At 75.8% G+C, this 24,328-nt stretch carries 22 protein-coding genes; 7 read left to right on the top strand and 15 right to left on the bottom strand.

The features are described from left to right. Positions 1-15: 15 nt before the first annotated feature. The gene (locus tag PH190_RS16815; protein ID WP_274232684.1) at positions 16-807 is read right to left on the bottom strand and encodes an esterase/lipase family protein; all 792 of its coding nucleotides are present in this window, start codon (positions 805-807) and stop codon (positions 16-18) included. 147 nt (positions 808-954) lie between these two features. Here PH190_RS16815 and PH190_RS16820 point away from each other — a divergent pair, with 147 nt between their 5' ends. Further along, on the top strand, positions 955-1,668 hold the full coding sequence (locus PH190_RS16820) for a GNAT family N-acetyltransferase (protein WP_274232685.1): 714 nt from the start codon (positions 955-957) through the stop codon (positions 1,666-1,668). Between the two features lie 3 nt (positions 1,669-1,671). Here PH190_RS16820 and PH190_RS16825 read toward each other — a convergent pair whose 3' ends face one another. The 5 genes from PH190_RS16825 to PH190_RS16845 all read right to left on the bottom strand — a co-directional run bounded on the left by PH190_RS16825 (position 1,672) and on the right by PH190_RS16845 (position 7,482). Further along, complete coding sequence (locus PH190_RS16825; protein ID WP_274232686.1) at positions 1,672-1,968, bottom strand: hypothetical protein; 297 nt, start codon at positions 1,966-1,968, stop codon at positions 1,672-1,674. Positions 1,969-2,197: 229 nt separating this feature from the next. Further along, on the bottom strand, positions 2,198-2,953 hold the full coding sequence (locus PH190_RS16830) for a class I SAM-dependent methyltransferase (protein ID WP_274232687.1): 756 nt from the start codon (positions 2,951-2,953) through the stop codon (positions 2,198-2,200). Positions 2,954-3,063: 110 nt separating this feature from the next. Continuing rightward, positions 3,064-4,074 carry a methylenetetrahydrofolate reductase C-terminal domain-containing protein gene (locus PH190_RS16835; RefSeq protein WP_274232688.1) on the bottom strand — a complete coding sequence of 337 codons (1,011 nt, stop codon included), beginning with the start codon at positions 4,072-4,074 and terminating at the stop codon, positions 3,064-3,066. A 40-nt stretch (positions 4,075-4,114) separates the two neighbouring features. After that, entirely contained in the window at positions 4,115-6,892 is a 2,778-nt protein-coding gene (ppc, locus tag PH190_RS16840; RefSeq protein WP_274232689.1) for a phosphoenolpyruvate carboxylase, read from the bottom strand. Between the two features lie 143 nt (positions 6,893-7,035). Continuing rightward, positions 7,036-7,482: an ester cyclase gene (locus PH190_RS16845; protein ID WP_274232690.1), complete on the bottom strand. Its 447-nt coding sequence runs from the start codon at positions 7,480-7,482 to the stop codon at positions 7,036-7,038. A gap of 55 nt (positions 7,483-7,537) precedes the next feature. Here PH190_RS16845 and PH190_RS16850 point away from each other — a divergent pair, with 55 nt between their 5' ends. Further along, entirely contained in the window at positions 7,538-8,140 is a 603-nt protein-coding gene (locus PH190_RS16850) for a dihydrofolate reductase family protein (RefSeq protein ID WP_274232691.1), read from the top strand. Positions 8,141-8,153: 13 nt separating this feature from the next. Here the strand turns inward: PH190_RS16850 and PH190_RS16855 are convergent, their stop codons facing one another. From PH190_RS16855 to PH190_RS16880, 6 genes are all read right to left on the bottom strand, one after another. Further along, positions 8,154-9,386, bottom strand: coding sequence for an RNA polymerase sigma factor (locus PH190_RS16855; RefSeq protein WP_274232692.1), 1,233 nt, complete (start codon positions 9,384-9,386; stop codon positions 8,154-8,156). Then, positions 9,383-9,769: a YciI family protein gene (locus tag PH190_RS16860; RefSeq protein ID WP_274232693.1), complete on the bottom strand. Its 387-nt coding sequence runs from the start codon at positions 9,767-9,769 to the stop codon at positions 9,383-9,385. The genes PH190_RS16855 and PH190_RS16860 overlap by 4 nt, the downstream gene beginning before the upstream one ends. A gap of 94 nt (positions 9,770-9,863) precedes the next feature. Beyond that, positions 9,864-10,460: a dihydrofolate reductase family protein gene (locus PH190_RS16865; protein ID WP_274232694.1), complete on the bottom strand. Its 597-nt coding sequence runs from the start codon at positions 10,458-10,460 to the stop codon at positions 9,864-9,866. Beyond that, a complete protein-coding gene (locus PH190_RS16870) occupies positions 10,460-11,056 on the bottom strand; it encodes a dihydrofolate reductase family protein (RefSeq protein ID WP_274232695.1) in 597 nt (198 codons plus the stop codon). Before PH190_RS16870 ends, PH190_RS16865 begins: the two co-directional genes overlap by 1 nt. A 21-nt stretch (positions 11,057-11,077) precedes the next feature. Then, the gene (locus tag PH190_RS16875; protein WP_274232696.1) at positions 11,078-11,653 is read right to left on the bottom strand and encodes a dihydrofolate reductase family protein; all 576 of its coding nucleotides are present in this window, start codon (positions 11,651-11,653) and stop codon (positions 11,078-11,080) included. A 109-nt stretch (positions 11,654-11,762) separates the two neighbouring features. Continuing rightward, a complete protein-coding gene (locus PH190_RS16880; protein WP_274232697.1) occupies positions 11,763-12,437 on the bottom strand; it encodes a TetR/AcrR family transcriptional regulator in 675 nt (224 codons plus the stop codon). A 65-nt stretch (positions 12,438-12,502) separates the two neighbouring features. Between PH190_RS16880 and PH190_RS16885 the strand changes: the two genes are divergently transcribed. The 5 genes from PH190_RS16885 to PH190_RS16905 are packed head-to-tail and all read left to right on the top strand — an operon-like array spanning position 12,503 to position 17,905. After that, positions 12,503-13,264, top strand: coding sequence for a DUF2306 domain-containing protein (locus PH190_RS16885; RefSeq protein WP_274232698.1), 762 nt, complete (start codon positions 12,503-12,505; stop codon positions 13,262-13,264). Next, positions 13,261-14,310, top strand: coding sequence for a glutathione S-transferase family protein (locus PH190_RS16890; protein ID WP_420791662.1), 1,050 nt, complete (start codon positions 13,261-13,263; stop codon positions 14,308-14,310). Before PH190_RS16885 ends, PH190_RS16890 begins: the two co-directional genes overlap by 4 nt. A gap of 40 nt (positions 14,311-14,350) precedes the next feature. Further along, positions 14,351-16,162, top strand: coding sequence for a thiamine pyrophosphate-requiring protein (locus PH190_RS16895; RefSeq protein ID WP_274232699.1), 1,812 nt, complete (start codon positions 14,351-14,353; stop codon positions 16,160-16,162). Between the two features lie 32 nt (positions 16,163-16,194). Further along, positions 16,195-17,496 (top strand): MFS transporter, encoded by a 1,302-nt coding sequence (locus PH190_RS16900; RefSeq protein ID WP_274232700.1) that lies wholly within the window; start codon positions 16,195-16,197, stop codon positions 17,494-17,496. A 10-nt stretch (positions 17,497-17,506) separates the two neighbouring features. After that, positions 17,507-17,905, top strand: a complete 399-nt coding sequence (locus PH190_RS16905) for an FKBP-type peptidyl-prolyl cis-trans isomerase (protein ID WP_274203567.1) — start codon at positions 17,507-17,509, stop codon at positions 17,903-17,905. Here the strand turns inward: PH190_RS16905 and PH190_RS16910 are convergent. The 3 genes from PH190_RS16910 to PH190_RS16920 form a co-directional block, all read right to left on the bottom strand. Further along, entirely contained in the window at positions 17,898-20,003 is a 2,106-nt protein-coding gene (locus PH190_RS16910; protein ID WP_274232701.1) for an alpha/beta hydrolase, read from the bottom strand. The two genes, PH190_RS16905 and PH190_RS16910, sit on opposite strands and share 8 nt — an antisense overlap. A gap of 2 nt (positions 20,004-20,005) precedes the next feature. Continuing rightward, positions 20,006-21,055, bottom strand: coding sequence for a class I SAM-dependent methyltransferase (locus tag PH190_RS16915; RefSeq protein ID WP_274232702.1), 1,050 nt, complete (start codon positions 21,053-21,055; stop codon positions 20,006-20,008). A 104-nt stretch (positions 21,056-21,159) separates the two neighbouring features. Continuing rightward, positions 21,160-24,255 carry an ATP-binding protein gene (locus PH190_RS16920; RefSeq protein ID WP_274232703.1) on the bottom strand — a complete coding sequence of 1,032 codons (3,096 nt, stop codon included), beginning with the start codon at positions 24,253-24,255 and terminating at the stop codon, positions 21,160-21,162. Between the last annotated feature and the right edge of the window lie 73 nt (positions 24,256-24,328).

A 24,328-nucleotide genomic window follows, 5' to 3' on the forward strand; every position in this document is an offset into this window, starting at 1 on the left:
GCCGGGGGGGAGGGTTCAGGCGACGAGGGACAGGGCCGGGATTGCCGGGACGGGGCGGGCGGGGAGGACGACGCGCGCCGAGGTGCGGGCCGAACGACGGCTCGTGTGTCGGGCGAGCGCCGCGGTGCGGGCGATGACGTCCGCGTCGCGCAGCAGCCCGCAGTGCCCGACGCCGTCGACGACGACCGCCTCGGCGGCCTCGGGCGTCGCGCTCTCGACCGCCACGATGGTGTCGGCGCGCGAGGCGACCGCGGTCCAGGGCGCGCGCGGACGCGGCGCGGCGGCGAGGGCCTGCAGGGCGGGGGAGCCGACGCGCAGGTCGCGCACCGCGCCGACCGGGAAGAGGCGCGCCCACCGGGTGCCGCGCAGCGGGGCGGCGACCGTGACGACGCGGCTCACCAGCCCGTCGAGGCGCGGCAGGCTCGAGGCCACGACCACGCCGCCCAGGCTGTGCCCGACCAGCGTCACCGACCGGGCGCCGCTGCGGCGCGCCAGGTCGGTGACCTCGTCGGCGAGCTGCTCGCCCAGCTCGCCGACGCGCGTGGTCCAGGAGTAGCGGTGGGTGACGACGGCGACGCCCGGCCCACCCAGCGCGGGGAGCATCGCGTCGAAGCAGCCCGGGCCGGCGCCGAAGCCGTGCACCAGCACGACAAGCGACCGGGCGCCGGCGACGGGTGTCGCCGGTCGCTCGGGGCGCGGGCGCCCGGCAGGGACCGTGACCAGCAGCAGCGTGACCAGCACCGCCGCGACGACGCGCAGGGCGGCGCGCAGCTCGAGGAGGTGGCGGCGCACCGACGTCGTGACCACGACCCACCTCCGCTGACCCGGGCCCGGGTCCCTCACCCGGTGTGTGCCTCGCGCCCGAGCCTGCTCGATGTGACGCACCGTGTCGGGTGGGCAGGCACCTCGACCGGGTAGGGTGCGCCCCCGCCACTCGCCGGGAGGAGCCAGGACATGGACGTCCAGGGCATCGGAGCCACGGCGGCGAGGTACGCCCGCGCCGCGCGCTACACCGTCACGTCGGGGACCTACAGGGACACCGCGAAGCGGATACGACGGCGGGCGTCGTCGACGACGGCCGCGTACGGGCTCGCGCGGGACCTGTCGGTGCCCCACGAGACACCGGTGGCCAAGATCCCGATCTCCGTCCGTCCGCTCACGGACGCCGACGTCCCCCGGATCCTCGACGAGCACGCCGAGGTCGACGACGCGGAGCGCTGGGAGCGCCACACGCGCGTCCGGCTGCTCGAGCGCGGGATCGGGACGCCGTATGTGGCCGTCGACCCCGACGACGACCCGTGCTACGTGCAGTGGCTGTTCGGGTCGGGCGAGAACGACGCGATCCGCGACTTCTTCCACGGCATCTTCCCCGAGCTCCGCGCCGACGAGGCGCTGCTCGAGGGCGCGTTCACACCCACGCGCCACCAGGGCCGCCGGATCATGAGCGCGGGCATGTCGATGATCGCGGAGAAGGCGGCGGACCTCGGCGCCCGCCGCGTCCTCACGTTCGTCGGGGTCGACAACATCGCGAGCCTCAAGGGCTGCGAGCGAGCGGGATTCCTGCCCGCGATCCACCGGTGCGAGACGCGCCGGTTCGGTCGACTGCGCGTCGACTTCCGCACGATGGGCGCCGACGAGGTCGAGCAGGCCCGGGTCCTGAAGCCCTGAGCGCTACGCGGGGCGGGGCACGGGGCGGGCGCCGATGGCCGGCACGGTCACGCGGAGGCGGTGGGGGGCGACCTGCCAGTAGCGGCGCTCGGGGTCGCCGCGGCGCCAGCTCTCGGCGAGCTCGGTCACGCGGTCCTCGTCGACCGTGACCGCACGGGCCCGCCAGCGCCGGGACCGGCCGCGGACGAGCACGTCGAGGGCGCTCCAGGCCTCCTCGGCCGAGCCGTGCACGCTGACGGTCGCCGGGGACTCGCCGTCCCCGAACAGCACCGTGTAGGCACTGACCGCGTCGTAGGTCACCTGTTCTCCTCCCGCCGGTCGCGGCGCCACGGTGCGGCGCCCGGTCCGGATCGGCTCGGGCACCAGTAGAGCCGTCGGGCGTCGCCCCGACGAGCGTCACGCGCCGGTCCGCGCCGAGCTGAACCGATTCCGCGACGGGTGGTCCGCCCGGGAGTGTGTCGCCCGTCCGGGCGTGCCGCCTGCCGCAGCGGGAGCACGGGTGGCCCGCCCGCCGGGAGCCACACCGCCCTCAGACCGCGGTGGTGCGCAGCAGCGTCGTGACGACGTAGCGCTCGCGCAGCAGCCGCCCCATGACCTGCTCCTGCTCCCGGGCCTGCCGCCACGCGGGGTGGTCGCCGTGGTGGCGGCGCAGGTGCTCCTCGACGCGGTCGGCGCGCTCGGTCCAGGACGGCGGTGCCCCGGGCAGGCGGGCGGCGTCGATCTCGTCGTCGACCCGGAACCCCGCGCCGGCGAGCTGGTCGTGCAGCTCGGCGTGGGTGGGGAAGTCGTTGCCCTCCGGCTGCTCGGGCAGCGGCGTCCCGGCGTGGACCAGGACGAGCAGCCCGAGGTGCCCGCCGGTCACGAGGACCCGGCGCAGCTCGGCGAGCATGTCCGTCCGCGACGGCGTGACGCAGAGGACCCCGAGCGACCAGGCGGCGTCGACGCCGTCGGTGGGCAGCGGCAGGGCCTCGGAGACGGCGGCGGCCGTCGGGAACCCGAAGAGCCGCCGCGCCGACGCGGCCGCGTGGACCATCGGCTCGGTGAGCACCGGCCGGCCGTCCCAGGAGCCGCGGCGGTCGTCGGCGAGCCAGGCGGCGGGCCCGCCGAGGCCGGCGCCGGCGTCGAGGAAGCGCTGATCACCGCGCAGGTCGAGGCCCTGGGCCAGCCACGCGAGGTCGGCGGGGGAGCCGCTGCCGCGGCACGCGGCGGGGACGGCGTGGTCGGGCCCGAGGGCGCGCACGGCGCCCTCCGTCCAGGCGGCGACGGTGTCGAACTCGGCCTCCATGGGGGAGCCGGCCGCAGAGTGGGCCGCAGAGTCGGCCGCAGAGTCGGCCGTGGAGTCGGGAGTGGCGTCGGGGGTGGGCTCGGGCGTGGATCCGGGCTGGGTCTCGGAGATCACGAGGAGGTGTTCCCGATCCGCGCGGCGATCTCCGCCTTGACCTCCGCACCCGCGCGCCACCCGTCGGCGGACGCCAGGCCCGAGAGGTTGACCCCGACCACCCCGGGCACGGCCAGCAACGCCTCGGCCTCGGCCACCGCGGCGTCGATCCCCGCCGCCCGCGGGTCGGGGGCGGCGAGCACGGCGGCGACGGCGTCGGTGTCGAGGGCGAGGCCGGGAAAGGCGGCGAGGACCGCGGCGGAGCGCTCGTCGGTGTAGACGGCCACGCCCGCGATCACGGGCAGGTCCGCGCCGGCGTCCCGGGCGGCGTCGAGGAAGGCGGCCAGGGCGGCGGGGGAGCCGACGTGGTTGGCGACGGCCATCGACGCCCCGGCCCGCTGCTTCTCCGCGAGCGCGGCGGGGCGCAGGTCGGCGGGCGGCGCGGCCGGGGCGACGGCGACGGCGGTGGGCACGCCCGCGGCCGCGGCGAGGTGGGCGAGGCGGGTGCTGTCGAGGTCGAAGACCTGGGTCACCTCGGGCCGGACGTCCTGCCCGCGCCCGTCGCCGGTGACGCACAGGACCCCGCCGACCCCGAGCGCGGCGAGCCCGGCCAGCTCCTGCTCGAGGACGACCCGGTTGCGGTCGCGGCAGGTCAGCGTGATCCACGGGCTCCCGCCGGCGGCCCGGATCTCCGCGGCGAGCATGGTCGGCGGGAAGTCGGGGCGGTGGTGGTGCTCGCCGACGAGCAGGGCGTCGGACACCGGGGCGAGCAGCCCGAGGACCTCGCGCAGCGCCGTGAGGTCGTAGGGCGGGACGCTGAGGTCGGTCAGCACGCGCGGCGGGGTGAGCGTCGCCGGGCTGGTGGGCGGGCGGGTCGGCCAGCTCCGCAGCGCCGCGTCCGGCCCGCACCACGGGCACGGCAGCGCCGTGTCGAGCTCGCACGACCCGTCGCTGCGCACGCCCCCGCACGGCCCGAAGACCATCCGCTTGGGACATCCGGGCACGGTGTCGAGGGTCGGGGCGATCACCTCGGCTCGTTCCCGCGACGGCGCCCGACCCAAACCGTGGTCATCCCGTGTTGCGCATCCCCGCCGAGATGCCGTTGACGGTGAGCAGCAGCGCCCGCTGCAGGTCGGGGTCCGGGTCGTCGACCTTGCGCCGCTCGGCGAGCGTGTGGATCTGCAGGTGGTGCAGCGGCTCGAGGTAGCCCTCGCGGATGTCGAGGGTGCGGCGCAGCAGCGGGTTGCCGCCGAGCAGCTCGTGACCGGGGGAGAACTTGAGGACCTCGCGCTCGGTCCGCCGGTGTTCGTCCTTGATGATCTCGAAGACCTCCTGCAGCTCCGGGTCGACCAGCTCGGCGACGTAGAACCCGGCGATGCGCATGTCGGTCTTCGCGAGCGTCATCTCGACGTTCGACAGGAGGTTCGCGAAGAACGCCCAGTCGCGCATCTCGTCGAGCACGTCGGAGTAGCCGGCGTCGTGCGCCGCCTTGAGCCCGCTGCCCAGGCCGAACCACCCCGGCACGATCATCCGCGTCTGCGTCCACCCGAAGACCCACGGGATCGCGCGCAGGTCGTCCAGCGACGCCTTCCCGCCGGCCCCCGGGCGCTTGCCGGGCCGCGAGCCGACGTTGAGCATCGACAGCTCGTCGACGGGCGTGGCCTGGGTGAAGAAGTCGGGCAGGCCCTCGTGCGACACCAGCCGGTCGTACGCGGCCTGCGCGGCGTCGGAGACGACGTCCATCGCCTCGTCCCAGCGCTTGAGCGTCGCCGCCTCCACCCGCGAGGTCTGGTGCAGCAGCGTCGCGTCGAGCACCGCCGAGAGCATGATCTCGAGGTTGTCCTTGGCGAGCGCCGGCAGCGAGTACTTGTCGGAGATGACCTCGCCCTGCTCGGTGACCTTCATGACGGCGTCGACGACGCCGTGCGGCTGCGCCGCGATCGCCTCGCCGGCCGGTCCGCCGCCGCGCCCGACCGAGCCGCCGCGGCCGTGGAAGAGCTTGAGCCGGACGCCGTGCTTGGCGGCGACGTCGCGCAGCTGGCGCTGGGCCTGGTGGATCGACCACTGCGAGGTGGTGAGCCCGGCGCCCTTGTTGGAGTCCGAGTAGCCCAGCATCATCTCCTGCACGTCGCCGCGGGCCGCCACGAGCGCCCGGTACGACGGGTCGGAGAGCATGCCGTCGAGCAGGTCCCCGGAGATCTTCAGCTCGGTCGCGGTCTCGAACAGCGGCACGACGTCGAGCGACGACACCGCCCCGTCCGCGGTCAGCTCGACCAGCCCCGCCTCCCGGGCCAGGACGGCGACGGCGAGGATGTCGTCGACGTTCTGCGCCATCGAGATGACGTAGGTGTGCAGGGCCTCCTCGCCGTAGGTCGCTTGGACGGTGCGGATGGTGTCGAAGACCTCGAGGGTCTCGGTGACCGAGTCGTCGAGCTGCCGGTCGCGCCGCGGGGTCAGCGCCCGGCGCCCCGCGAGCTCGGCCGAGAGAACCTCGCGGCGGCCGTCGTGGTCGAGCTCGCCGTACGGGGTGTCCAGCTCGCCGAGGCGGTCGAAGAGGGCCGCCAGCGCCGTGTGGTGGAAGTTCGTGTGCTCGCGGACGTCGACGCTCGCCAGGTGCAGGCCGACGGCGTTGGCGGTGCGCATGACGTCGCGCAGCCCCCCGTCGGCGATGCGCTCGCCCTGGTGGGAGCGCAGCGAGGCGTCCATGACCTCGAGGTCCCGCAGGTACTCCGCGGACCCGAGGTAGTCGCGGCCCGGGACGTGCGGGGTGCCGTCGGCGTAGCGGCGCGCGGTGTTCTGCAGGCGCGCGTGGATGTAGGAGCACTTGAGCCGGTAGGGCTCCTCGGCGTTGAGCCGCACGAACCGGTCGTAGATCTCGGGCAGGGCGCGGCGGTCGCGGGCGAGGCTGCGGCGCAGGTCCTCCGAGACCCCGACCAGCCGCGTCGACACCGACAGCTCCTGGACCAGGTCCTCGAGCAGGTCGGTCTGGATGCGCACCCCGCGCTCGCCGTAGATCCGCATCGTCTCGAGCGTCAGGTCGGCGGTGACGTTCGGGTTGCCGTCGCGGTCGCCGCCGACCCAGCAGCCCAGGATCAGCGGCCGCGAGCCCTCGGGCAGGTGCAGACCGACGCGGTCGAGCTCGTCGTCGAGCTCGGTCAGCACCTCCGGCACGGTGCGCCGGCCGAGCTGCTCGAGGTAGTAGGCCACCGACCGCGCCTCGTCGAGCACGGTCGGGCGCTCGGGACGGATCTCGTCGGTCTGCCAGATGAGGTCGACCAGCCGGTGCAGCCGGTTCTCCTCGACGTGCTCGGGCAGGTCGTCGGCCAGCACGCTCGCGACCGCGCGCAGCTTGCCCAGCACCGACTGCCGCTGCGCCTCGGTCGGGTGCGCGGTGAACACCGGCTCGAGCTCGAGGCGCTCCAGGGCGGTGGAGAGCTCGTCGGGGTCGGCGTCGGTGACGAGCCGGTCGACCAGGGTGTGCAACGGCCCGCGACCCGCGGCGTGCTCGGAGGCACGCTCCTGGCTGCGGTGCAGCTGCTCGGCGAGGTTCGCGAGGTGGAAGTAGGTCGCGAACGCCCGGCCGAGCACCGCGGCGGTGCCCGGGTCGAGGTCGGCGAGCACGTCGCGGATCGCGGTGTCGCCGCGCTCGGGCACCTCGCGCACGAGGCGGCGGACCTTCTCGACCAGCTCGAGCATGTCGTCGCCGTGCTGCGCGGCCACCGTGCGCCCGAGCAGGGTGGACAGCCGGCGGATGTCGGCGCGCAGCGCGGAGTGCTCGGACTCCGACGCGACGCTGCCCTCGGTGGAGACGCGGTCGGCCCGCGCGGGGCCGTTGCTCTCGCTCATGGGGACGCCCTCCTGGTCGGCGGAGACGAAGCGGAGCGGAGCTCGACCGTCGAGTCCGCCCTCGGGTCCGCGACGGTGGGGACGCCGTGGGATTGTGCCCCCGATCGGCCCCGTCGACACCCGCTGTGTGGCGAGAGCGTGTGTCAGGTCAGGCCGAGCCCGGCGAGCAGCCCCTGGTGGTCCCACAGGGTGCGGTGCTCGGCGATCCGCTGCTTGCGCACGGCCACGACGGTGATCGCCAGCACCTCGACGTGCCGGCCCGTGGGCGCGACGCCGGGCAGCAGCCAGGGCAGCTCGCGGTCGTGGGTGAACGCGACCCGTTCCTCGTCGACCACCCGCCAGCGGTCGCCGGTGCGCGAGACCCGGGTCGTGGTGAGGTCGGCGGGGCGGTGGGGGAGCACGTCGTCGGCGAGGTGGCGGCGCAGCGCCTCGGCCCCGCGCGCACCGGTGCCGGCCGGGAGCGTCGACAGGGCGACGTCGTCGGTGACGAGGGCCAGGGCGGCGTCGACGTCCCCGGTCCGCAGCGCCGCGGCGAAGGCGTCCCGCGTGCGCTCGACCGCGACCATCATGTCCTGGACGGCCTTGGTCACCAGCCGATGCTCGCACCCGCCACCGTCGGCGCGCGACGGCTCGTACGGTGCGCGCGTGGACAGCCGACCCCACGACCGCCCCGACCACCGCCGCCGCGTCGTCGCCCAGCAGTGGATCTCCGTCGACGGGTTCGCCGCGGGTCCCACCGGTGAGGGTGAGATCTTCGCCCACGTCCCCGCGGAGAGCGACCGCCGCAGCATGGCGATCAACGAGACCCTGCTCGGCGAGGTCGAGACGGTGCTGCTCGGCCGGCGCACCTACGAGGTGTTCGTGGCCTTCTGGCCCACCGAGCACAGCCGCGACGTGCCGGTGGCGCCGCTGGTCAACGCTGTTCCGAAGCTCGTCGCCTCCACGACGCTGGCCGCCGCGCCGTGGGGCGACCACGCGGCCGCGGAGGTCGTCAGCGACGCCGTTGCGCACGTGCGTGACCTGCGCGCCGGGCCCGGTGGCCTCGTGCTGGTCTGGGGCTCGCTGGCGCTCATGCGCAGCTTGCTCGCCGCCGGGCTGGTCGACGAGCTCGACCTGTTCGTCGCCCCGGTCGCCCTCGGCGGCGGGACGCCCCTGATCGCCCCGGGGCGCCCGGTCGGTCTGCGTCAGATCGCGGGGGAGGTGTTCCCCGCGGGCGGGGCGCACCTGCGGTTCGCGGTGGCGGGCTGACGCTACCGACCCGTCAGCCGTCGAGCGCGGCCAGGCGATCGGCGAGGAGCTCCCGCTCGACGTCGTTGGCCGTGAGCAGCGCGGCCTCCTCGAGCGCCGTGCGGGCCTCGGCGTCGCGGCCCGCCCGGCGCAGGAGCTCCCCGCGCGCCGCGGCCAGGTAGCCGTAGGCCGCGAGGCGGGGCTCGTCGCGCAGGGCGTCGAGGGCCGCGAGGCCGGCATCGGGACCGTCGGCGAACCCGACGGCCACGGCGCGGTTGAGGGTGACGACCGGCGAGGGCCAGCGCGCGGCGAGGACGTCGTAGAGCCCGACGATCTCCGGCCAGTCGGTGTCGGCGAACGTCGCGGCGTCGGCGTGCACGGCGGCGATCGCGGCGAGCACCGCGTAGCGGCGCACCGGGCGGGCGGTCAGTGCCGTGCGGACGAGGACCCGCCCCTCGGTGATCATGTCGGCGTCCCAGCTCGCGCGGTCCTGGTCGGCGAGCAGGACGAGCCCGCCCGCCGGATCGGTGCGTGAGGCCCGCCGGGCGTCGGTGAGCAGGACGAGGGCGAGCAGGCCGGCGACGTCGGCGTCGTCGGGGAACCGCGAGCGCAGGAGGCGCGCGAGGTCGTGGGCGCGGTCGAGCAGGTCGTCCCGGACGAGCGCGGCGCCGGTGGGCGCGGTGTGCCCGGTGGTGAGCACGAGCGCGACGACGGTGAGCACCCCGGCGAGCCGCCGCGGCAGCTCGTCGGGTCCCGGCACGCGGAACGGCACCCCGGCGGCCGCGATCTTCTTCTTGGCGCGGGTGAGGCGCGCGGCCATCGTCGGCTCGGTGACGAGGAAGGCCCGCGCGATCTCGGGGGTGGTCAGGCCGCCGAGCAGGCGCAGGGTGAGGGCGACGCGGGCCTCGGCGGTCAGCGCCGGGTGGCAGCAGGTGAACAGCAGGGCGAGCAGGTCGTCGGGGGGCGTGCCCCACGGCTCCGGGGCGACCTCGTCCACCACCAGCAGCGGCAGCGCCCGCTGGGCCACCGCGGCCCGCCGATGCGCGTCGAGGGCCCGCCGGCGCGCGGCGGTGGTCAGCCACGCCCCGGGCCGGGCGGGGACGCCGTCGCGCCAGGCCGTGAGCGCCTGGGCGTAGGCCTCCTGGACGCACTCCTCGGCGAGGTCGAGGTCGCGCGTGACGCGCACCGTCGCGGCGAGCACCCCGGCCCACTCGCGACGGTGCGCGTCGGCGACCGCCCTGGAGACCGGGCCGTCGGCGTCGGTCACGAGTACTGCTGCACCGTCGGCCGCAGCGGGCGGACCTCGACGCCGCCGAACGGCTCCGGCACGTCCCGGGCGATCGCCAGGGCCGCGTCCAGGTCCGGCGCCTCCACGAGGTAGTAGCCGCCCAGGGCCTCCTTGGTCTCGCCGTACGGGCCGTCGGTGACCAGGGCGTCCTCACCGGCCGCGAAGCCGTTCGTCTCGCGGCCGTCGGGTCGGCGCACCGACGTGGCGGTGGCGGCGGGGTGCAGCCAGCCCCCGCCCCGCAGCGCCTCGCCGTGCTCCGCCCCGAAGGCCTGGTGCGCGGCCATCAGCGCGCCGACCTCCTGCTCACCCATCGCCGCGTGGGACGCGTCGTCGGTGTAGATCAAGATCAGGTACTGGCCCATCGTCGTCTCCTCCGTGGTCCCACGAGACTCCCGGGGCCCCACCGCGGGGCCCTCATCATGACGTCGCGGACGGCACGGGGAAATCGACAGCCGCTCACGAGGAGCCGACGGCGCGGCGGACCCGGTAGCGCAGGTGCGTCACGCGATGGGCCCGTGACGCCGTCTCCGTGCCCTCGAGCCGGCGGACCAGCTCCAGCTCGACGTGCCGCGCCGGCAGGTGGTCGAACAGCCGCCGGCCGCGCCCGAGCAGCACGGGCACGAGGTGCAGCTCGATCTCGTCGAGCTCGCCGGCCCGCAGCAGGGCCTGCCCGGCGCCCGCCCCGTGGACCAGCACGTCGCCGTCGCCGGCCGCCGCGCGCGCCCGGGCGGCGGCCTCGCCGACGTCGGTCGAGTAGACGACGTGGCCCGGCGGCGGGTCGTCGGGCACCGCGTGGGTGAGGACGACGATCGGCACGCCGTCGTGGTGGTCGCCGCCCCAGCGGCCCGCCAGCTCGTAGGTCCGCCGGCCCGAGAGCACCGCGCGGGTGGCCATGGCCTCCGCGAACACCTCGCCGGAGGGGCCGGGGTCGTCCCGGTGGTCGAGCCAGTTGAACAGGCGGAACCCGCCGACGCCCAGCGGCTGATCCGGCCGGTCGTCGGGCCCGGCGACGAACCCGTCGAGCGAGGTGCTCATGTCCAGGCGGATCGCCATCACGACCCACCCCCCAGCACGCGGTAGCGCAAGTGCACCATCGCGGGCCCGTCGAGCGTGCGCAGGAGCTCGAGCTCGACGTGCCCGGGCAGCTCGTCGAACAGCCGCCACCCCTGCCCGAGCAGCACCGGCACCACCTGCAGCGCCATCTCGTCGATCTCCCCGGCCGCCAGGAACGCCTGCGCGGCCGACGCCCCGTGGAGCAGGACGTCCTTCTCGCCCGCCTCGCGGCGGGCCAGCGCCGCCGCCGCGCGCACGTCGGTGACGTACCGGGCGCGGCCCGGGGGCGGCGTGTCGGGCGCCGACCGGGTCAGCACGACGATCGGCACCCCGTCGTGGTGGTCACCGCCCCACCCGCCGGCGAGCTCGAACGTGCGTCGGCCTGTGAGCACCGCTCCGGTCGCCATCAGCTCCGCCATGACCGTCGCCCCGACCTCGTCGTGCGACGACGCGGACGTCGGGTGGTCCTCCCCGTCGAACGCGAGGAAGTCGTGCAGCCGCTCGCCGCCGACCCCGAGGCCCTGCTCCGGGCCGTCATCCGGACCCGCGACGAACCCGTCGAGGGACATCCACATGCACAGCACGATCCTGCTCATCGGTCTCTCCTTCCTCGTCGGTCAGCGGCGGCGCAGCACGGACACGACCGCGCCGGTCGGGATGGTCTGCAGGGACTCGAGCGCCCACGAGGACCGTGGCAGCCCGTCGGCGCGGAACGGCAGACCCTCGCCGAGGATCGCGGGCACGCGGGTGATCCGGAGCTCGTCGAGCAGGTCGGCCGCGAGCAGCGCCTGGATGACGCTCACGCTGGAGAGCACGGCGACGCTCTGCCCGTCGCCGGCGCGCAGCGTGGCCACCGTGGCCTCGAGGTCGCGCACGACCCGGGCGTTGGTCCACGTCGCCTCGTCGAGCGTGCGGGACACGACGACCTTCTCGACGGCGTCGAGCCAGCGGGACAGCGCGCGGCTGCGGGCGTCGGCGGCGGGGTCGTCGGCGACGGCGGGCCAGAAGCCGTGGAAGCCCTCGTAGTTGGTGCGGCCCAGCAGGACGGTGTCGACGCCGCGGCAGTACCCGGCGAAGCCCGAGGCGCACTGCTCGTGCAGGGCGGTCTCGACGAGCCAGGACATGTCCCCGCCCGGGCCGGCGGCGAAGCCGTCGAGGGAGAGGGTGACGTTGGCGCTGATGGTGCGCGGCATGGGGGTGCTCCTCGGGGTGCTCCGGGCCCCGGCGGGCCCGCTCACCCCGGCGTCGACCGGGCGCACCGATCTCCGTCACGCCTCTTCGACCGCGGACGGACGAGCACGATCAAGCCGTGGTCGTTGTCCGTCCGTCCAGCTCCGCGCCGACACCGTCGAGAACGCGCGCCAGACCCGTCTCGAACGGGTCCTCCGCCGGCGCCTCCTCGGGCGGGGTCTCGAGGAGCCCGACGAGGAGCGGGAAGTCCTCGGCGCGGCGGCGGAGGTCGACCGGGCGGGGCGCCCGGTCGCCGAGCGGGGCGGAGGCGCCCCGCACGTAGCTGTTGACGACGTGGAGCACGCCGAGCGCCTCGGTCACCGAGAGCCCGGCGTCGACGCCCGCCCGCAGGGCCGCCTCGGCCCACGCGCACTCGGCGGGACCCATGCGCCGCGCGCCGCTGACCAGGGGCAGCGTCCACGGGTGGTCGACGAACACCGCGCGGTTCGCCCGGGCCCAGGCGGCGAGCCGGTCGCGCCAGGTGCCCGTCGCGGCGCCCTCCGGGGCCGGGCCGATCGCGGCGTCGAGCATGAGGTCGACCAGGGCGTCCTTGTGCGGCACGTGACGGTAGAGCGACATCGGCGCCGCGCCGAGCGTGCGGGCCAGGCGTGGCATCGACACGGCCTCGAGGCCCTCGGCGTCGGCGAGGGCCACGGCGGCGTCGACGATCGCGGCGCGGGTCAACGGACGGCGGGCGGTCGAGGGCACCGGGGGCGCCCAGAGGGGATCGGGGACGGCGTCGGGCACGGGCGGGATCGTCGCACGTGGAAGAGTGTAGACAGCAATACGCGTAAAGCGTAAGGCTTACGCACATGACCGCCACGCAGGAGCCCGACCTCCCCGCACCTCCGGACCGCCCGAGCGGCCGCCGTCGCCGCGCCGGCCCCCGCGACCCGCGCCGCGTCCGCGTCGGGCTCGCCGTCACCGCGGTCGTCTGCGTGGCGTTCCTCGTCGTCGAGCTGTCGGCCTACCTGGGGCTCGACCCCGCGCAGTCGCGCATCCCGATCCGCGCCGACCACCCGCTGCACTACCCCCTGCTCTGGGCGCACATCGTCTGCGGCTCGGTCGCGCTGATGACCGCCTGCCTGCAGATGTGGCCCTGGTTGCGGCGTCACCACCCGCGCGTGCACCGCTTCTCGGGCCGGGTCTACCTGCTCGGCGGGGTGCTGCCCGGCGGGATCGCGGTGCTGGGCGTCGCGCCGGTGAGCAGCACCGGGTTCGCGTCGTCGGTCGGCAACACCTTCCTCGCGGTGCTCTGGCTCGGGACCTCGATCGCCGGCTGGCGCGCCGCCCGGCAGCGGCGGTACGCCGACCACCGCGTCTGGATGATCCGCAGCATCGCCCTGACGTTCTCGATCATCGTCAACCGCTTCTGGGTCGTGCTCTACGTCGTCGTGCTCTCCCTCGTCGACCCGACCGATCCCGCGCTGATCGCGAACGCCGCGACGGCGTCGGTGTGGACGAGCTGGATCGTCACCCTGCTCGTCGCGGAGTGGTGGTTGCTGCGACGCCGGGACCCCCGCCGCGCACGGACGTTGGCGCCGGGCCGCGCCGGGGCACCCGGGGCGACGTGAGCACCCCCACCGACGCCCCCGTGGGCAACAGCCCGTACGCCGACAGCAGCGGCTCGTTCCGCCGGCAGGGTCCGCGGTTCGCCGACCGGATCGTCGCCGAGCCCGACGGCGAGGGCCAGTGGCCCGCCGAGCCCGGCCGCTACCGGCTCGTGGTCTCGCTGGCGTGCCCGTGGGCGCACCGCTCCCTGATCGTGCGGCGCCTCATGGGGCTCGAGGACGCGATCTCGCTGGCGATCGTCGACCCGCTGCAGGACGACCGGTCGTGGCGCTTCACGCTCGACGAGGACGGCGTCGACCCCGTGCTGCGCTACCGGTACCTCGAGGAGGCCTACCTGGCGCGCGACCCGGACCACGGCACGGAGAACGGCGTCAGCGTCCCGGCGCTGGTCGAGGAGTCGACGGGCCTGCTCGTCACCAACGACTACCCGCAGATCACGATCGACCTCGGGATCGAGTGGGCGAAGTACCAGCGCCTCGGCGCGCCCACGCTCTACCCCGAGGGGCTGCGCGAGGAGATCGACGCGGTCAACGAGGGCGTCTTCCACGACGTCAACAACGGCGTCTACAAGGCGGGGTTCGCGACGAAGCAGGCGCGCTACGAGGAGGCCTACACCGCGCTGTTCGCGCGTCTCGACGAGCTCGACGAGCGCCTGGAGGGCCGGCGCTACCTGGTCGGCGACCACATCACCGAGGCCGACATCCGGCTGTTCACCACGCTGGTGCGCTTCGACGCCGTCTACCACGGCCACTTCAAGTGCAACCGGCAGAAGCTCGCGGAGTTCACGAACCTCTGGCCCTACGCCCGCGACCTCTACCAGACCCCGGGGTTCGGGGACACGGTCGACTTCGACCACATCAAGCGCCACTACCACCAGGTGCACACGAGCATCAATCCCACGCAGATCGTCCCCCTCGGCCCCGAGCCGTCGGTCTGGCTGGAGCCCCACCACCGCGAGGAGCTCGGCGGCTCGCCGTTCGGCGCCGACGGCACCCCGCCCGAGCCCCTCGACGGCCCGCTGCGCCCGCTGCCGCCGCTGGACATGTGAGCCGACATGGGCGCCGCCGGGCCGTGGGTAGCCGGGTCGGGTGAGTGCTCCGAAGAACGTCGCCGCGCACGTGCTCGACCGTCTCGCCGCCTGGGGCGTCCACCGCTTCTACGGCTACCCCGGGGACGGGATCGGTGGGATCTTCACCGCCCTGCCCGAGCGCGATGACGCGGACTTCGTGCAGGTCCGCCACGAGGAGACCGCCGCCTTCGCCGCCTGCGCCGACGTCAAGTACGGCGGTTCGCCCATCGGCTGCTGTGTGGTCACGAGCGGGCCCGGCGCGGTGCACGCCCTCAACGGCCTCTACGACGCGAAGCTCGACCACCAGCCGGTCGTCGCGCTCGTCGGGCACACCGCGCAGACCGCCCAGGGCGGCGGCTACTACCAGGAGATCGACCTGGGCGCGCTGCTCTCGGACGTCGCGGGGTACCTCGCCGAGGTCAAGGATCCGAGCCAGGTCCGCCACGTCGTCGACCGCGCCTGCCGGAGCGCGCTCGCCGACCGCACGGTCGCCGTCGTCGTCCTGCCGTCCGACGTGCTCGAGCAGGACGCGGTCGTCGAGCCGCCGGACGCCCACGGCTACCACCACACCTCCGCGGTGCCCTCCTCGGCGATCGCGGCGCCGCCGGAGGCCGCGCTGGACGCGGCGGCGGAGCTGCTGAACGCGGGGGAGAAGGTCGCGATCCTCGCCGGCGCCGGGGCGCTGGGGGCGTCGGCCGAGCTCACCGAGGTGGCCGACGCGCTGGGTGCAGGGATGGCGACGGCGCTGTTGGGCAAGGGCGTCGTCGACGAGCGCTCGCCGTGGGTCACCGGCGCGATCGGGCTGCTGGGGACGACGGCGTCGTGGCACCTCATGCGCGAGTGCGACACGCTGCTCATCGTCGGCTCGACCATGCCCTACACCGAGTACTACCCGGCGCCCGGGCAGGCGCGGGCGGTGCAGATCGACGTCGACGGCTCGCGGTGCGGCATCCGCTACGAGACCGAGGTCAACCTGACCGGCGACGCCGCCGCGACCCTCACCGCGCTGCGCGCGCGCCTGCGCGGGCGCAGTGACCACTCCTGGCGCGCCCAGGTGGAGCGCTGGACCAGCGCCTGGGACGACTACTCGCGCCAGCGCGCCCACGCGAGGACGAGCGCGCTCAACCCGGAGCTCGTGGTGCGCGAGCTGGACGACCGGCTGCCCGACGACGCCCTGCTCGCCGTCGACTGCGGCACGGCGACGTCCTGGTACGCCCGCGACATCACCCTGCGCGGGACCCAGTACGGGTCGCTGTCGGGGACGCTGCTGTCCATGGGCGGCGGGATGCCCTACGCGCTCGCGGCGAAGAACGCGCACCCCGACCGGCCGGTGATCGCGCTGATCGGCGACGGCGCGATGCAGATGAACGGCGTCAACGAGCTCGTCACGGTCCAGCGGTACTGGCGGCGGTGGAGCGATCCGCGGTTCGTCGTGCTCGTCCTGTCCAACGACGACCTCTCCTACGTCTCGTGGGAGACGCGCGGGATGCTCGGCGAGGCACCCGATCCGCAGTCCCAGGAGATTCCCGACGTGCCCTACGCGCAGTGGGCGATGCTGCTCGGGCTCGACGGGACGGAGCTGCGCGAGCGCGAGCACATCGGCCCGGTGTGGGACCGCGCGCTCGCGGCGGACCGGCCGTTCGTCGTCGACGCCAAGGTCGACAAGGACATCCCGCTCGTGCCGCCGCACGTGACGATCCAGCAGGCGCTCAACACCGCCCGCTCCCAGCTCTCGGGCGACAGCGACGTGCTCGACATCATCGCCAACGGCGTCAAGGAGACCGTCGGGGCCAAGGCGCGCTCGGTCCTCGGTCTGTCGCCTCGTGAGTAGTAATCCCGGCCATGGCCGGGAAAAGCACTCACATGGGTGCCAGGGGTAAGGCGTTCGTCGCGTCGCTGTCCGGGACGTCGCTGGAGTACTACGACTTCGCCGTCTACGGCACGGCGTCCGCGCTCGTCTTCCCGCAGCTGTTCTTCCCGGGCAACGACCCGCTGACCGGGGTGCTGCTCGCGTTCACCACCTTCGCGGTGGGCTACGTGTCGCGCCCGGTCGGCGGGTTCGTCTTCGGGCGGCTCGGCGACACGCTCGGGCGCAAGCGCGTGCTGGTGGCGACGCTGCTGCTCATCGGCATCGCGACCGTCCTCATCGGCCTGCTGCCGACCTACGCGACGATCGGGGTCACCGCGCCGATCGTGCTGGTGATCCTGCGCTTCGCCCAGGGCGTCGGGGTCGGCGGCGAGTGGGGGAGCGCGGTGCTGCTCTCCGGCGAGTTCGGCGATCCCCGCCGCCGCGGCTTCTGGTCGTCGGCGGCCCAGATCGGCCCGCCGGCCGGCAACCTCATGGCCAACGGCGTGTTCGCCGTCCTCGCCGCGACGCTGACCAGCGAGCAGCTGCTGTCCTGGGGCTGGCGCGTCGCGTTCCTGCTCTCGGCGCTGCTCGTCGCCTTCGGGCTGTGGATCCGGCTGACGCTCGAGGACACCCCGGTGTTCCGGGCCCTGCAGGACGCGGGCGAGACGTCGGCCAGCCCGATCGGCGAGGTCGTGCGCACCCAGCCCCGCGGCCTGGTCGCGGCGATCCTCTCCCGCCTCGGGCCCGACGTCGCGTACTCGCTGCTCACCGTCTACGTCCTGACCTACGCCACCCGCACCGCCGGCTTCGAGCGCGCCGCGGTGCTCTCGGCGGTCCTCGTCGGGTCGGCGCTGCAGCTGGGGCTGGTGCCGGCCTTCGGCGCGCTGTCGGACCGCTGGAACCGGCGCGCGGTGTCGGCGGCCGCGGTGACCGGCATCGGCGTCTGGGTGTTCGTGCTGTTCCCGCTGGTCGGCGCCGGGTCGTTCGTGCTGCTCGTGCTCGGGGTCGTCGTCGGCCTCGCCCTGCACGCCGCGGCGTACGGGCCGCAGGCCGCGTTCATCACCGAGCAGTTCAGCCCGCGCCTGCGCTCCACCGGCTCCTCGCTGGGCTACACGCTGGCCGGGGTCCTCGGCGGCGCGCTGGCCCCCCTGCTGCTCACCTCGCTGCAGGCCGGCTTCGGCTGGGCCGCCGCGGCCGGCTACGTCGCGCTTGCCTGCGTGCTGTCGGTCATCGGCCTCGCGCTCGGCCGCGACCACGACCCGCGCGAGGACGAGGAGCTCGCGACCGCTGCCGGGGACGCGGCCGCCCGCCCGTAGGGTCGGGCCCATGGCGGTCACCGTGGACAACACCGACGACCTGACCCGCGCGCCCGGCGCGTCGGTCACCCCCGACACCCTGCCGAACGACCTCGACATCACCGACCTCGTGGTCGGCGGCGGCGCCGAGGCCGGGCCGCGCGACACCGTGCAGGTCCAGTACCAGGGCATCCGGGTCTCCGACGGCGGTGAGTTCGACTCGTCGTGGACCCGCGGCGGCGCGCCCGTCGAGTTCCCGCTCTCCGGCGTCATCGACGGCTTCAAGCTCGGCATCTCCGGCATGCGCGAGGGCGGCCGGCGCATCCTCGTCGTCCCGCCGCACCAGGGCTACGGCGCCCGCGGCGTGCCGCCGGTGATCCCGGCGAACGCGCACCTCGTGTTCGTCGTGGACCTCGTCAAGGTCAACTAGGCAGCAGCTCCCCGAGCAGGTCCGCCGCCCGCCGCGCGCCGTCCGGGCCCACCGTGATCGGGCGGACCGGGCGGACCGGCCGGGTGAGCAGCGCGGCGACGGTCGCGGCCACGGTCTCGGGGGTGGCGTCGGCGTAGTCGAGGCGGACCCCGGCGCCGAGCCGCGCGAGCCGGTGCGGCACGTGGATCTGCTGCTCGAAGTGGTGCTCGAGCGGGACGTAGACGAACGGGCGGCCGGCGATCGCGAGCTCCATCGTCGTCGTGAGCCCGCCCTGGACGACGGCGACGTCGCCTGCCGTGAGCTCGCGCTCGAGGTCGGGCACGTGCCCGCGCACCTCGACGCCCGCCGGCACCCGCAGCGACGCCGGGTCGATCCGCGGTCCGGCCACCGCGACCAGGCGCAGCCCCGGGACCTGCTCGCGCAGCAGCGGGTAGGCGGCCGCGACGCGCTCGAGCAGCGCCCGCCCGACACCCGAGCCGCCGACGGCGACGACGCAGACGCGCTCGTCGGGCGTCCAGCCGAGCTCGGCGCGCAGCTCCTCGCGGTCGCCGACCGGGCCGGTGGTGGACACCCAGCCGCTGAACGCGAAGTGCGCGCACGTCCACTCGCGCACGCTGGGCAGGCCGGGCCCGAGCGGGTCGGTGACGAGGTCGCCGGGCTCGCCGACGAACACCGACCGGTCGCGAAGCCGCGGGTAGCGGGCCACGTGCTCGGCCATCTCGGCGTTCTGGTCGGCGGTCAGCGCCGCCTCGACCGCCCCGCCGTCGGGCATCGGCAGCCAGCCCACGACGTCGGTGAGCCAGGCGAACGGCGCGCGCTTGAGCTCGGGGTTCTCGTGCAGGAAGTGGTCGATCTCCCAGCTCTCGTCGGCGACGACGAGGTCGTAGTGGCCCTGCTCGACGACGTCGGCGAAGACGTGGAAGTTGGCGACGAGGATCTCGTCCATCGCGCGGATCGCCCGGAACGCGTGCAGGTCGTGCTCGCCCGCCACGTCCTCGATGTGCGCGCACTCCGAGGCCAGCAGCGCGCTCGCGGGGTGGCGGCGCAGGCCGTACTGGTCGAGCAGCGCGGTCACCGGGTGCTGGGCCAGCCAGTCGATCTCCAGCTCGGGACGGTCGGCCGCCAGCTCCCGGGCGATCGCGACGTCGCGCCGCGCGTGGCCCAGCCCGATCGGCGAGCTGACGACCAGCACCCGCGGCCGCCGCGCCCGCGCGGGCGTCCAGGTCGTCTGCCGGGGCGGCGGGGGCGCGAGCGCGCGGGCGAAGTCGCGGACCGCGAGGTTGACCCGCACCGGGTCGCGCAGCGGGGGCGCGTGCCCGGCGCCGGGCAGCGTGAGCAGGGTGCCCCGGGTCCACTGCGCGAGGGCCGCGCCGAACTCCCAGGGCACCACCGCGTCCGCGTCCCCGTGGACGACGAGCACCGGGCACCGCACCGCCCGCCCGACCGCCTCGGCGTCGTCGGTGGTCGTCCCGGCGAGCACGGCCACGGTCGCCGCGAGGGTCGGGCCGTCGGTGTCCAGCGCCCAGGACACGAAGTCCTCGGTGGCCTTCGTGGCGTGCGGGTCGGTCAGGACCTGCGCGGCGAAGAACTCGACGAAGTCCCGGTAGTCGGTCTCCCAGTGCTCGCGGTTGAACTTCTCCCAGCCCTCGTACCGGTCGCGGTGGACGTCGAAGTCCCACATGACCGCGAGCGAGGGCAGCGTGGGGGCGATCGCGACGACGCCGAGGACCCGCTCGGGGTGCCACGCCGCGAGCTGCAGGGCGCGCCGGCCGCCGAGGGACAGGCCCACGACGACCGCGCGCGCCACCCCGACGGCGTCGAGGACGTCGAGGGCGTCCTGCACCGCCTCGACGTCCGTGTACGCCGCCGGGTCGAGCGGCCGGTCCGCGGCCCCGTTGCCGCGGCCCTCGACGGTGACCACCCGGAACTCGCGGGCGAGGAACGGCACCTGGTGCTTCCACTGACGCATGTGCACGATCGCCCACGACGTGAGCAGGACGATCGTCGGCGCGTCGGTGGGCCCCTCGAACACCTCGTAGCCGACGCGGACGCCGTCGCGCGCGATCGCGCCGACGGTGTCCGGCTCCCTCGCCCGCACGGTCAGGGCCGGATCTCGTAGACGTCGTTGAGCGGCGTGCCGGTGACGCGCCGGAACCGCGTGAACCCGGCGTCCGTCGCGACCTGGCGCAGCGCGGCCGGACCGGCCTGGGCGCCGAGGCTGTAGCCGCCCTCCTGCGAGCGCGCCGCGGGCGTGCAGCACAGCGTCGAGGCGCCGTAGTAGAGGCGCCCGACCGGGTTGAGGTTGTCGGCGACGGTGTCGCCGGCCGCGGGCTCGACGAGCAGCCAGGTGCCGTCGGCGTCGAGCGCGGCGCGGATGCGGCGAGCCGCGCCGAGCGGGTCGCCCATGTCGTGGAGGCAGTCGAAGGTGGTGACGAGGTCGTAGCCGGCGCCGGAGAAGCGCTGGGCGCTCGCCACCTCGAAGGCGGTGCGCTCGGCGACGCCCGCGTCGGCCGCGCGCTTGCGGGCCATCTCGATCGAGGCGTCGTGGTAGTCCGAGCCGGTCACCGTCGTCGCGGGGAACGCCTCGGCCATGAGCACCGTCGTGGCGCCGTGGCCGCAGCCGACGTCGGCGACGCGGGCGCCGCGCTGGAGCTTGTCGACGACGCCGTCGAGCGCCGGGAGCCACTCGCCGACCAGGTGCGCGATGTAGCCCGCGCGGAAGAACGCCTCGCAGCCGGTGAACACGTCCTCGTGGTGCTCGTGCCACCCCACGCCCGCGCCGGTGCGGAAGGCCTCGGCGATCCGGGGCTCGCTGCGGATGATGCCCGTGGCCAGCACGAACGCGCCCGGCACGTAGAGCGGCCCGTCGGGGTTCGTCAGCGCGAACGCCTGCTCCTCGGAGAGCGAGTACGTCCCGTCGTCGTGCTGCACGTAGCCGCCCGCGGCCTGGCCGGCGAGCCACTCGGCCACGTAGCGCGGCGTCGTGTCGGTGCGCGCGGCGAGCTCGTCGGGCGTCGCCGGGCCCTCGGCGAGGGCCCGGTAGAGGCCCAGCCGGTGCCCGAGCACCACGTTGCCCGCGGCGAGCGTCGCCCCGACGTCGGCGACCGCCTGCCCGACGAGCGCCATCACCTTGTCCATGTCCACGGCCATCGCGCGGCCCTCCGGTGTGTCGATGTCCGGGGCCCCTCCCCGGGTCCGGACACGGTCGCGCCGGTCGTTGCGCGGTCGTTGCGCCCGGCGTTGCGCGGGGGCGGTCACGCGTCGTCCAGGACGCGGGCGAGGTGGGGCCAGCCGTGGGCGCGCACCGCGGCGCGCAGCGGGGCGAGCGTCGCGGCCGCGCGGGCGGACCGGTCGCGGGCGAGCCAGGCGCGGGCGACCGCGACGTAGGCGTCGGCGCCGAGCACCCACGCGGTGGCCGGGGGCGCGGTCACCCCCGCGAGCAGGCGGTCGGCCTCGAGGAGCGCGCTGTCGGCGGGCGGGCGGTCGTCGCCGTCCCCGAGCTCGGCGAGCACCGCGAGGCAGCGCAACCGGCAGGCGGCCGCCCCGTCCCGCCCGGCGAGCTCCAGCCCCCGGGCGGCGACGGCGTGGGCCTGCGCGTCGTCCCCGCGCGCCCGCAGCGTCGTGGCCAGCAGCGCGCAGGCGGTCGACGTCCACCACCGGTGCCCGCCCGCGCCGCTGCGCACCACGGCCCGCTGCCCGACCTCCAGCGCCTCGTCCAGGTCACCCTCCAGGCGCGCCACCCAGCCCAGGTGCGCGAGGAACCACGCGTCGTGCCCCCCGTAGCCCGAGTGCCGGGCCACCGCGAACGCCTCCGCGATGCGCGCCCGCGCCTCGGCGAAGCGGCCCGCGGCGAGCGCCGGGAACGACCCCTCGAACACGGCCCACTGCAGGACCCCGGCGTCGAGACGGCGGGCGAGCGGCTCGAGCTCGTCGAGCACGTCGGCGAGGTCGTCGACCAAGCCCGCGTACGCGTAGGCGGTCTTGAGCCCGTCGAGGCCGGCGAGCAGAGCCCGCTCGCCGCCCGCGGCGCGTCCGGCCGCGAGGGCCCGGCGACCCTGCTCGAGGGCCTCGCCGAAGCGCAGGTCGTTGGTGGCGAGGATGGCGAGGCGGCCGCGCAGATCGGCCTCGGCGCCGCGGTCCCCGAGGGTGACGGCACGGCGCAGGCCGGTGCGCAGGTGCGCGACGCACTCGGCGGTCGGCACCCCGAGCGCGACCGGGACGTCGCCGCCGAGCTGGCGCAGGACCGCCATCTCCAGGCGCCGGTCGCCGGCCTCGCGGGCGGCGTCGGCGGCGGCGCGCAGGTCGCTCCACGCCTCCTCGTGGCGCTCGAGGCCCTCGCGGGCGCGGGCCCGGGCGAGCAGCACGCGCCCGGTGATCTCGGGGTCGGCGACCTGCTCGGCCGCGGCGAGCGCCCGCACGTGCAGCGACTCCGCGTCGCCCATCGCGCCCCGGCGTGCGGCGGTCTCGCCGGCCAGGAGCAGGGCGCGGGCCGCGCGCGGCCAGTCGCCGGCGGCTGCGGCGTGCGCGCCGGCCGCCTCCGGCGTGGCGGCGAGGAGGTCGGCCGCGCGTCGGTGGTGGACGCGGCGCACCGGCGCCGGCGTGGTCGCGTGCAGCACCTCGTGGAGGAGGTCGTTGGCGAACTCGTACGCGGTCGGGGTCGCGACGAGCAGGCGGGCGGCCGCGGCCCGCTCGCAGCGCCGGACGATCTCGGGGACGCCGAGCTCCAGCAGGCCGGCGGCGACCTCCGGGTCGACGGTCGCGCCGAGCACCGCGCCCGCGCGCAGCAGCTCCTCGACCTCGGGCCCCAGGCGCCGGACGCGCGCGAGCACCGCGGCCTGCAGCGTCTCGGGCACCCCGCCCTCCCCGGCCACGAGGCCGCGCAGGGTCTCCACGACGAACAGCGGGTGCCCGCGGGTGCGACGGTGGATCGCCGGTCCGAGGTCGGCGCGCCCCACCCGGTCGGCCAGCGCCGCGACCGCGCCGCCGTCGAGGGGCCCGAGGTCGAGGCGGTCGGCGACGTCGTCGAGGTGCGCGAGCGCAGCCGCGCCCTCCTCGGCGCGCACGGTCGCGAGGACGAGGACCCGCGCGCCGGCCGCCCGCAGCGCGAGGAAGTGGAGCAGCTCGACGGTGGCGAGCCCGGCGTTGTGCAGGTCGTCGAGCACGAGCAGCAGGGGCGCGGTGGCCGTCGCCTCGGCGAGCAGGCCCGCGAGCGCGGCGAAGACCCGGCGCGGGTCCGGGGGTCCGTCGAGCACCGGCGTGCCGGGGTCGGGGAAGAGGGTCGCGAGGTCCGGGGGGAGGGGCAGGCCCGCGACCAGGGGCGCGAGCGCGTCGACCAGGGGCTGGAGGAACAGGGAGTGCTCGGCGCCGTGGCAGCGCGCCGCGGCGACCCGGCCCCCGGTGGCGGTGGCCAGCGCCGTCAGCTCGTCGGCCAGGCGCGTCTTGCCGATCCCCGCCTCGCCCGCGAGCAGCACGAGCCCCGGTCGGCCGCGCGTCGCGGCGTCCCACCGCGCGGTGAGCCGGGCGATCTCCGCGGCGCGCCCGACGCAGCCCGACGCGGTGGAGGTGGCCTCCGCCGTGACCCGCGGGTCGGGGACCGCGGGTGCTGGCCGTTCCTGGAGCAGCGCCAGGTACTCGGCCCGCGTCGCCGCCGCGGGCTCGGTGCCGAGCTCCTCGGCGAGCTCGGCGCGCAGCCGGTGGTAGTGCTCGACGGCCCGGGACGGCTCACCGGCGTCGCGGTGCGCGCGCATCAGCAGGCGGTGGGCCGGCTCGTCGAACCGGTCGGCGGCGACGGCCTCACCGGCGGCGCGCCGGGCGCGGTCGGTGTCGCGCAGGGCGAGCGCGGCGTGGGCGTCGGCGTGCCGGGCGCGCCGCACCAGCTCGCGCCACTCGTCGCGGGCCGTCGCGACCCACGGCTCGTCGGCCTCCTCCGGCAGCGGCTCACCGGCGCCCAGCAGCTCCCGCGCGCGGGCCGCGGCGCCCGCGGCGAGCCCGGCCGCGCCGCTCGCGAGCCGCCGGTCGGCCTCGTCGAGCAGGCGGCGCGCCTCGTCGAGGTCGACGACGACCGCCGGCGGCGCGCCGAGGCGGTAGCCGCCCCGGTCGCCGAGCAGGACGTCGGGGGCCAGGCGGCTGCGCAGGCGGCTGACCAGGGTCGCCACCCCGGCGGTCGGCCGTCGGGGCCCCGTGTCGTCCCACAGCTGCTCCGCGAGCTGGTCGCCGGTGAGGACGGCCGGCCGTTGCACCGCGAGCAGCGCGAGCAGGCGCCGCTCCTTCGGGCTGCCGATGCGCAGCGACTCGGGCGGGGAGCCCCGCTCCACGCGCAACGGACCGGCGAGCCGGACCGTGACGCTCATCACCACAGTGTGCGACGACGTCCGGTTCCGGAGCAAGGCAGACATAACCCACACGGAGCAACGAGGCGACGCC

Origin of the sequence: Actinomycetospora straminea (assembly GCF_028737255.1) — a bacterium.
In the GTDB taxonomy this organism is placed as follows: domain Bacteria; phylum Actinomycetota; class Actinomycetes; order Mycobacteriales; family Pseudonocardiaceae; genus Actinomycetospora; species Actinomycetospora straminea.

Coding starts and splice junctions, on each gene's coding strand:
- PH190_RS16870 (WP_274232695.1), bottom strand. CDS start 11,056: ATGAGCAGGATCGTGCTGTGCATGTGGATGTCCCTCGACGGGTTCGTC.
- ppc (WP_274232689.1), bottom strand. CDS start 6,892: ATGAGCGAGAGCAACGGCCCCGCGCGGGCCGACCGCGTCTCCACCGAG.
- PH190_RS16820 (WP_274232685.1), top strand. CDS start 955: ATGGACGTCCAGGGCATCGGAGCCACGGCGGCGAGGTACGCCCGCGCC.
- PH190_RS16920 (WP_274232703.1), bottom strand. CDS start 24,255: ATGAGCGTCACGGTCCGGCTCGCCGGTCCGTTGCGCGTGGAGCGGGGC.
- PH190_RS16915 (WP_274232702.1), bottom strand. CDS start 21,055: ATGGCCGTGGACATGGACAAGGTGATGGCGCTCGTCGGGCAGGCGGTC.
- PH190_RS16830 (WP_274232687.1), bottom strand. CDS start 2,953: ATGGAGGCCGAGTTCGACACCGTCGCCGCCTGGACGGAGGGCGCCGTG.
- PH190_RS16860 (WP_274232693.1), bottom strand. CDS start 9,769: ATGGGCCAGTACCTGATCTTGATCTACACCGACGACGCGTCCCACGCG.
- PH190_RS16900 (WP_274232700.1), top strand. CDS start 16,195: ATGGGTGCCAGGGGTAAGGCGTTCGTCGCGTCGCTGTCCGGGACGTCG.
- PH190_RS16905 (WP_274203567.1), top strand. CDS start 17,507: ATGGCGGTCACCGTGGACAACACCGACGACCTGACCCGCGCGCCCGGC.
- PH190_RS16885 (WP_274232698.1), top strand. CDS start 12,503: ATGACCGCCACGCAGGAGCCCGACCTCCCCGCACCTCCGGACCGCCCG.
- PH190_RS16875 (WP_274232696.1), bottom strand. CDS start 11,653: ATGCCGCGCACCATCAGCGCCAACGTCACCCTCTCCCTCGACGGCTTC.
- PH190_RS16865 (WP_274232694.1), bottom strand. CDS start 10,460: ATGGCGATCCGCCTGGACATGAGCACCTCGCTCGACGGGTTCGTCGCC.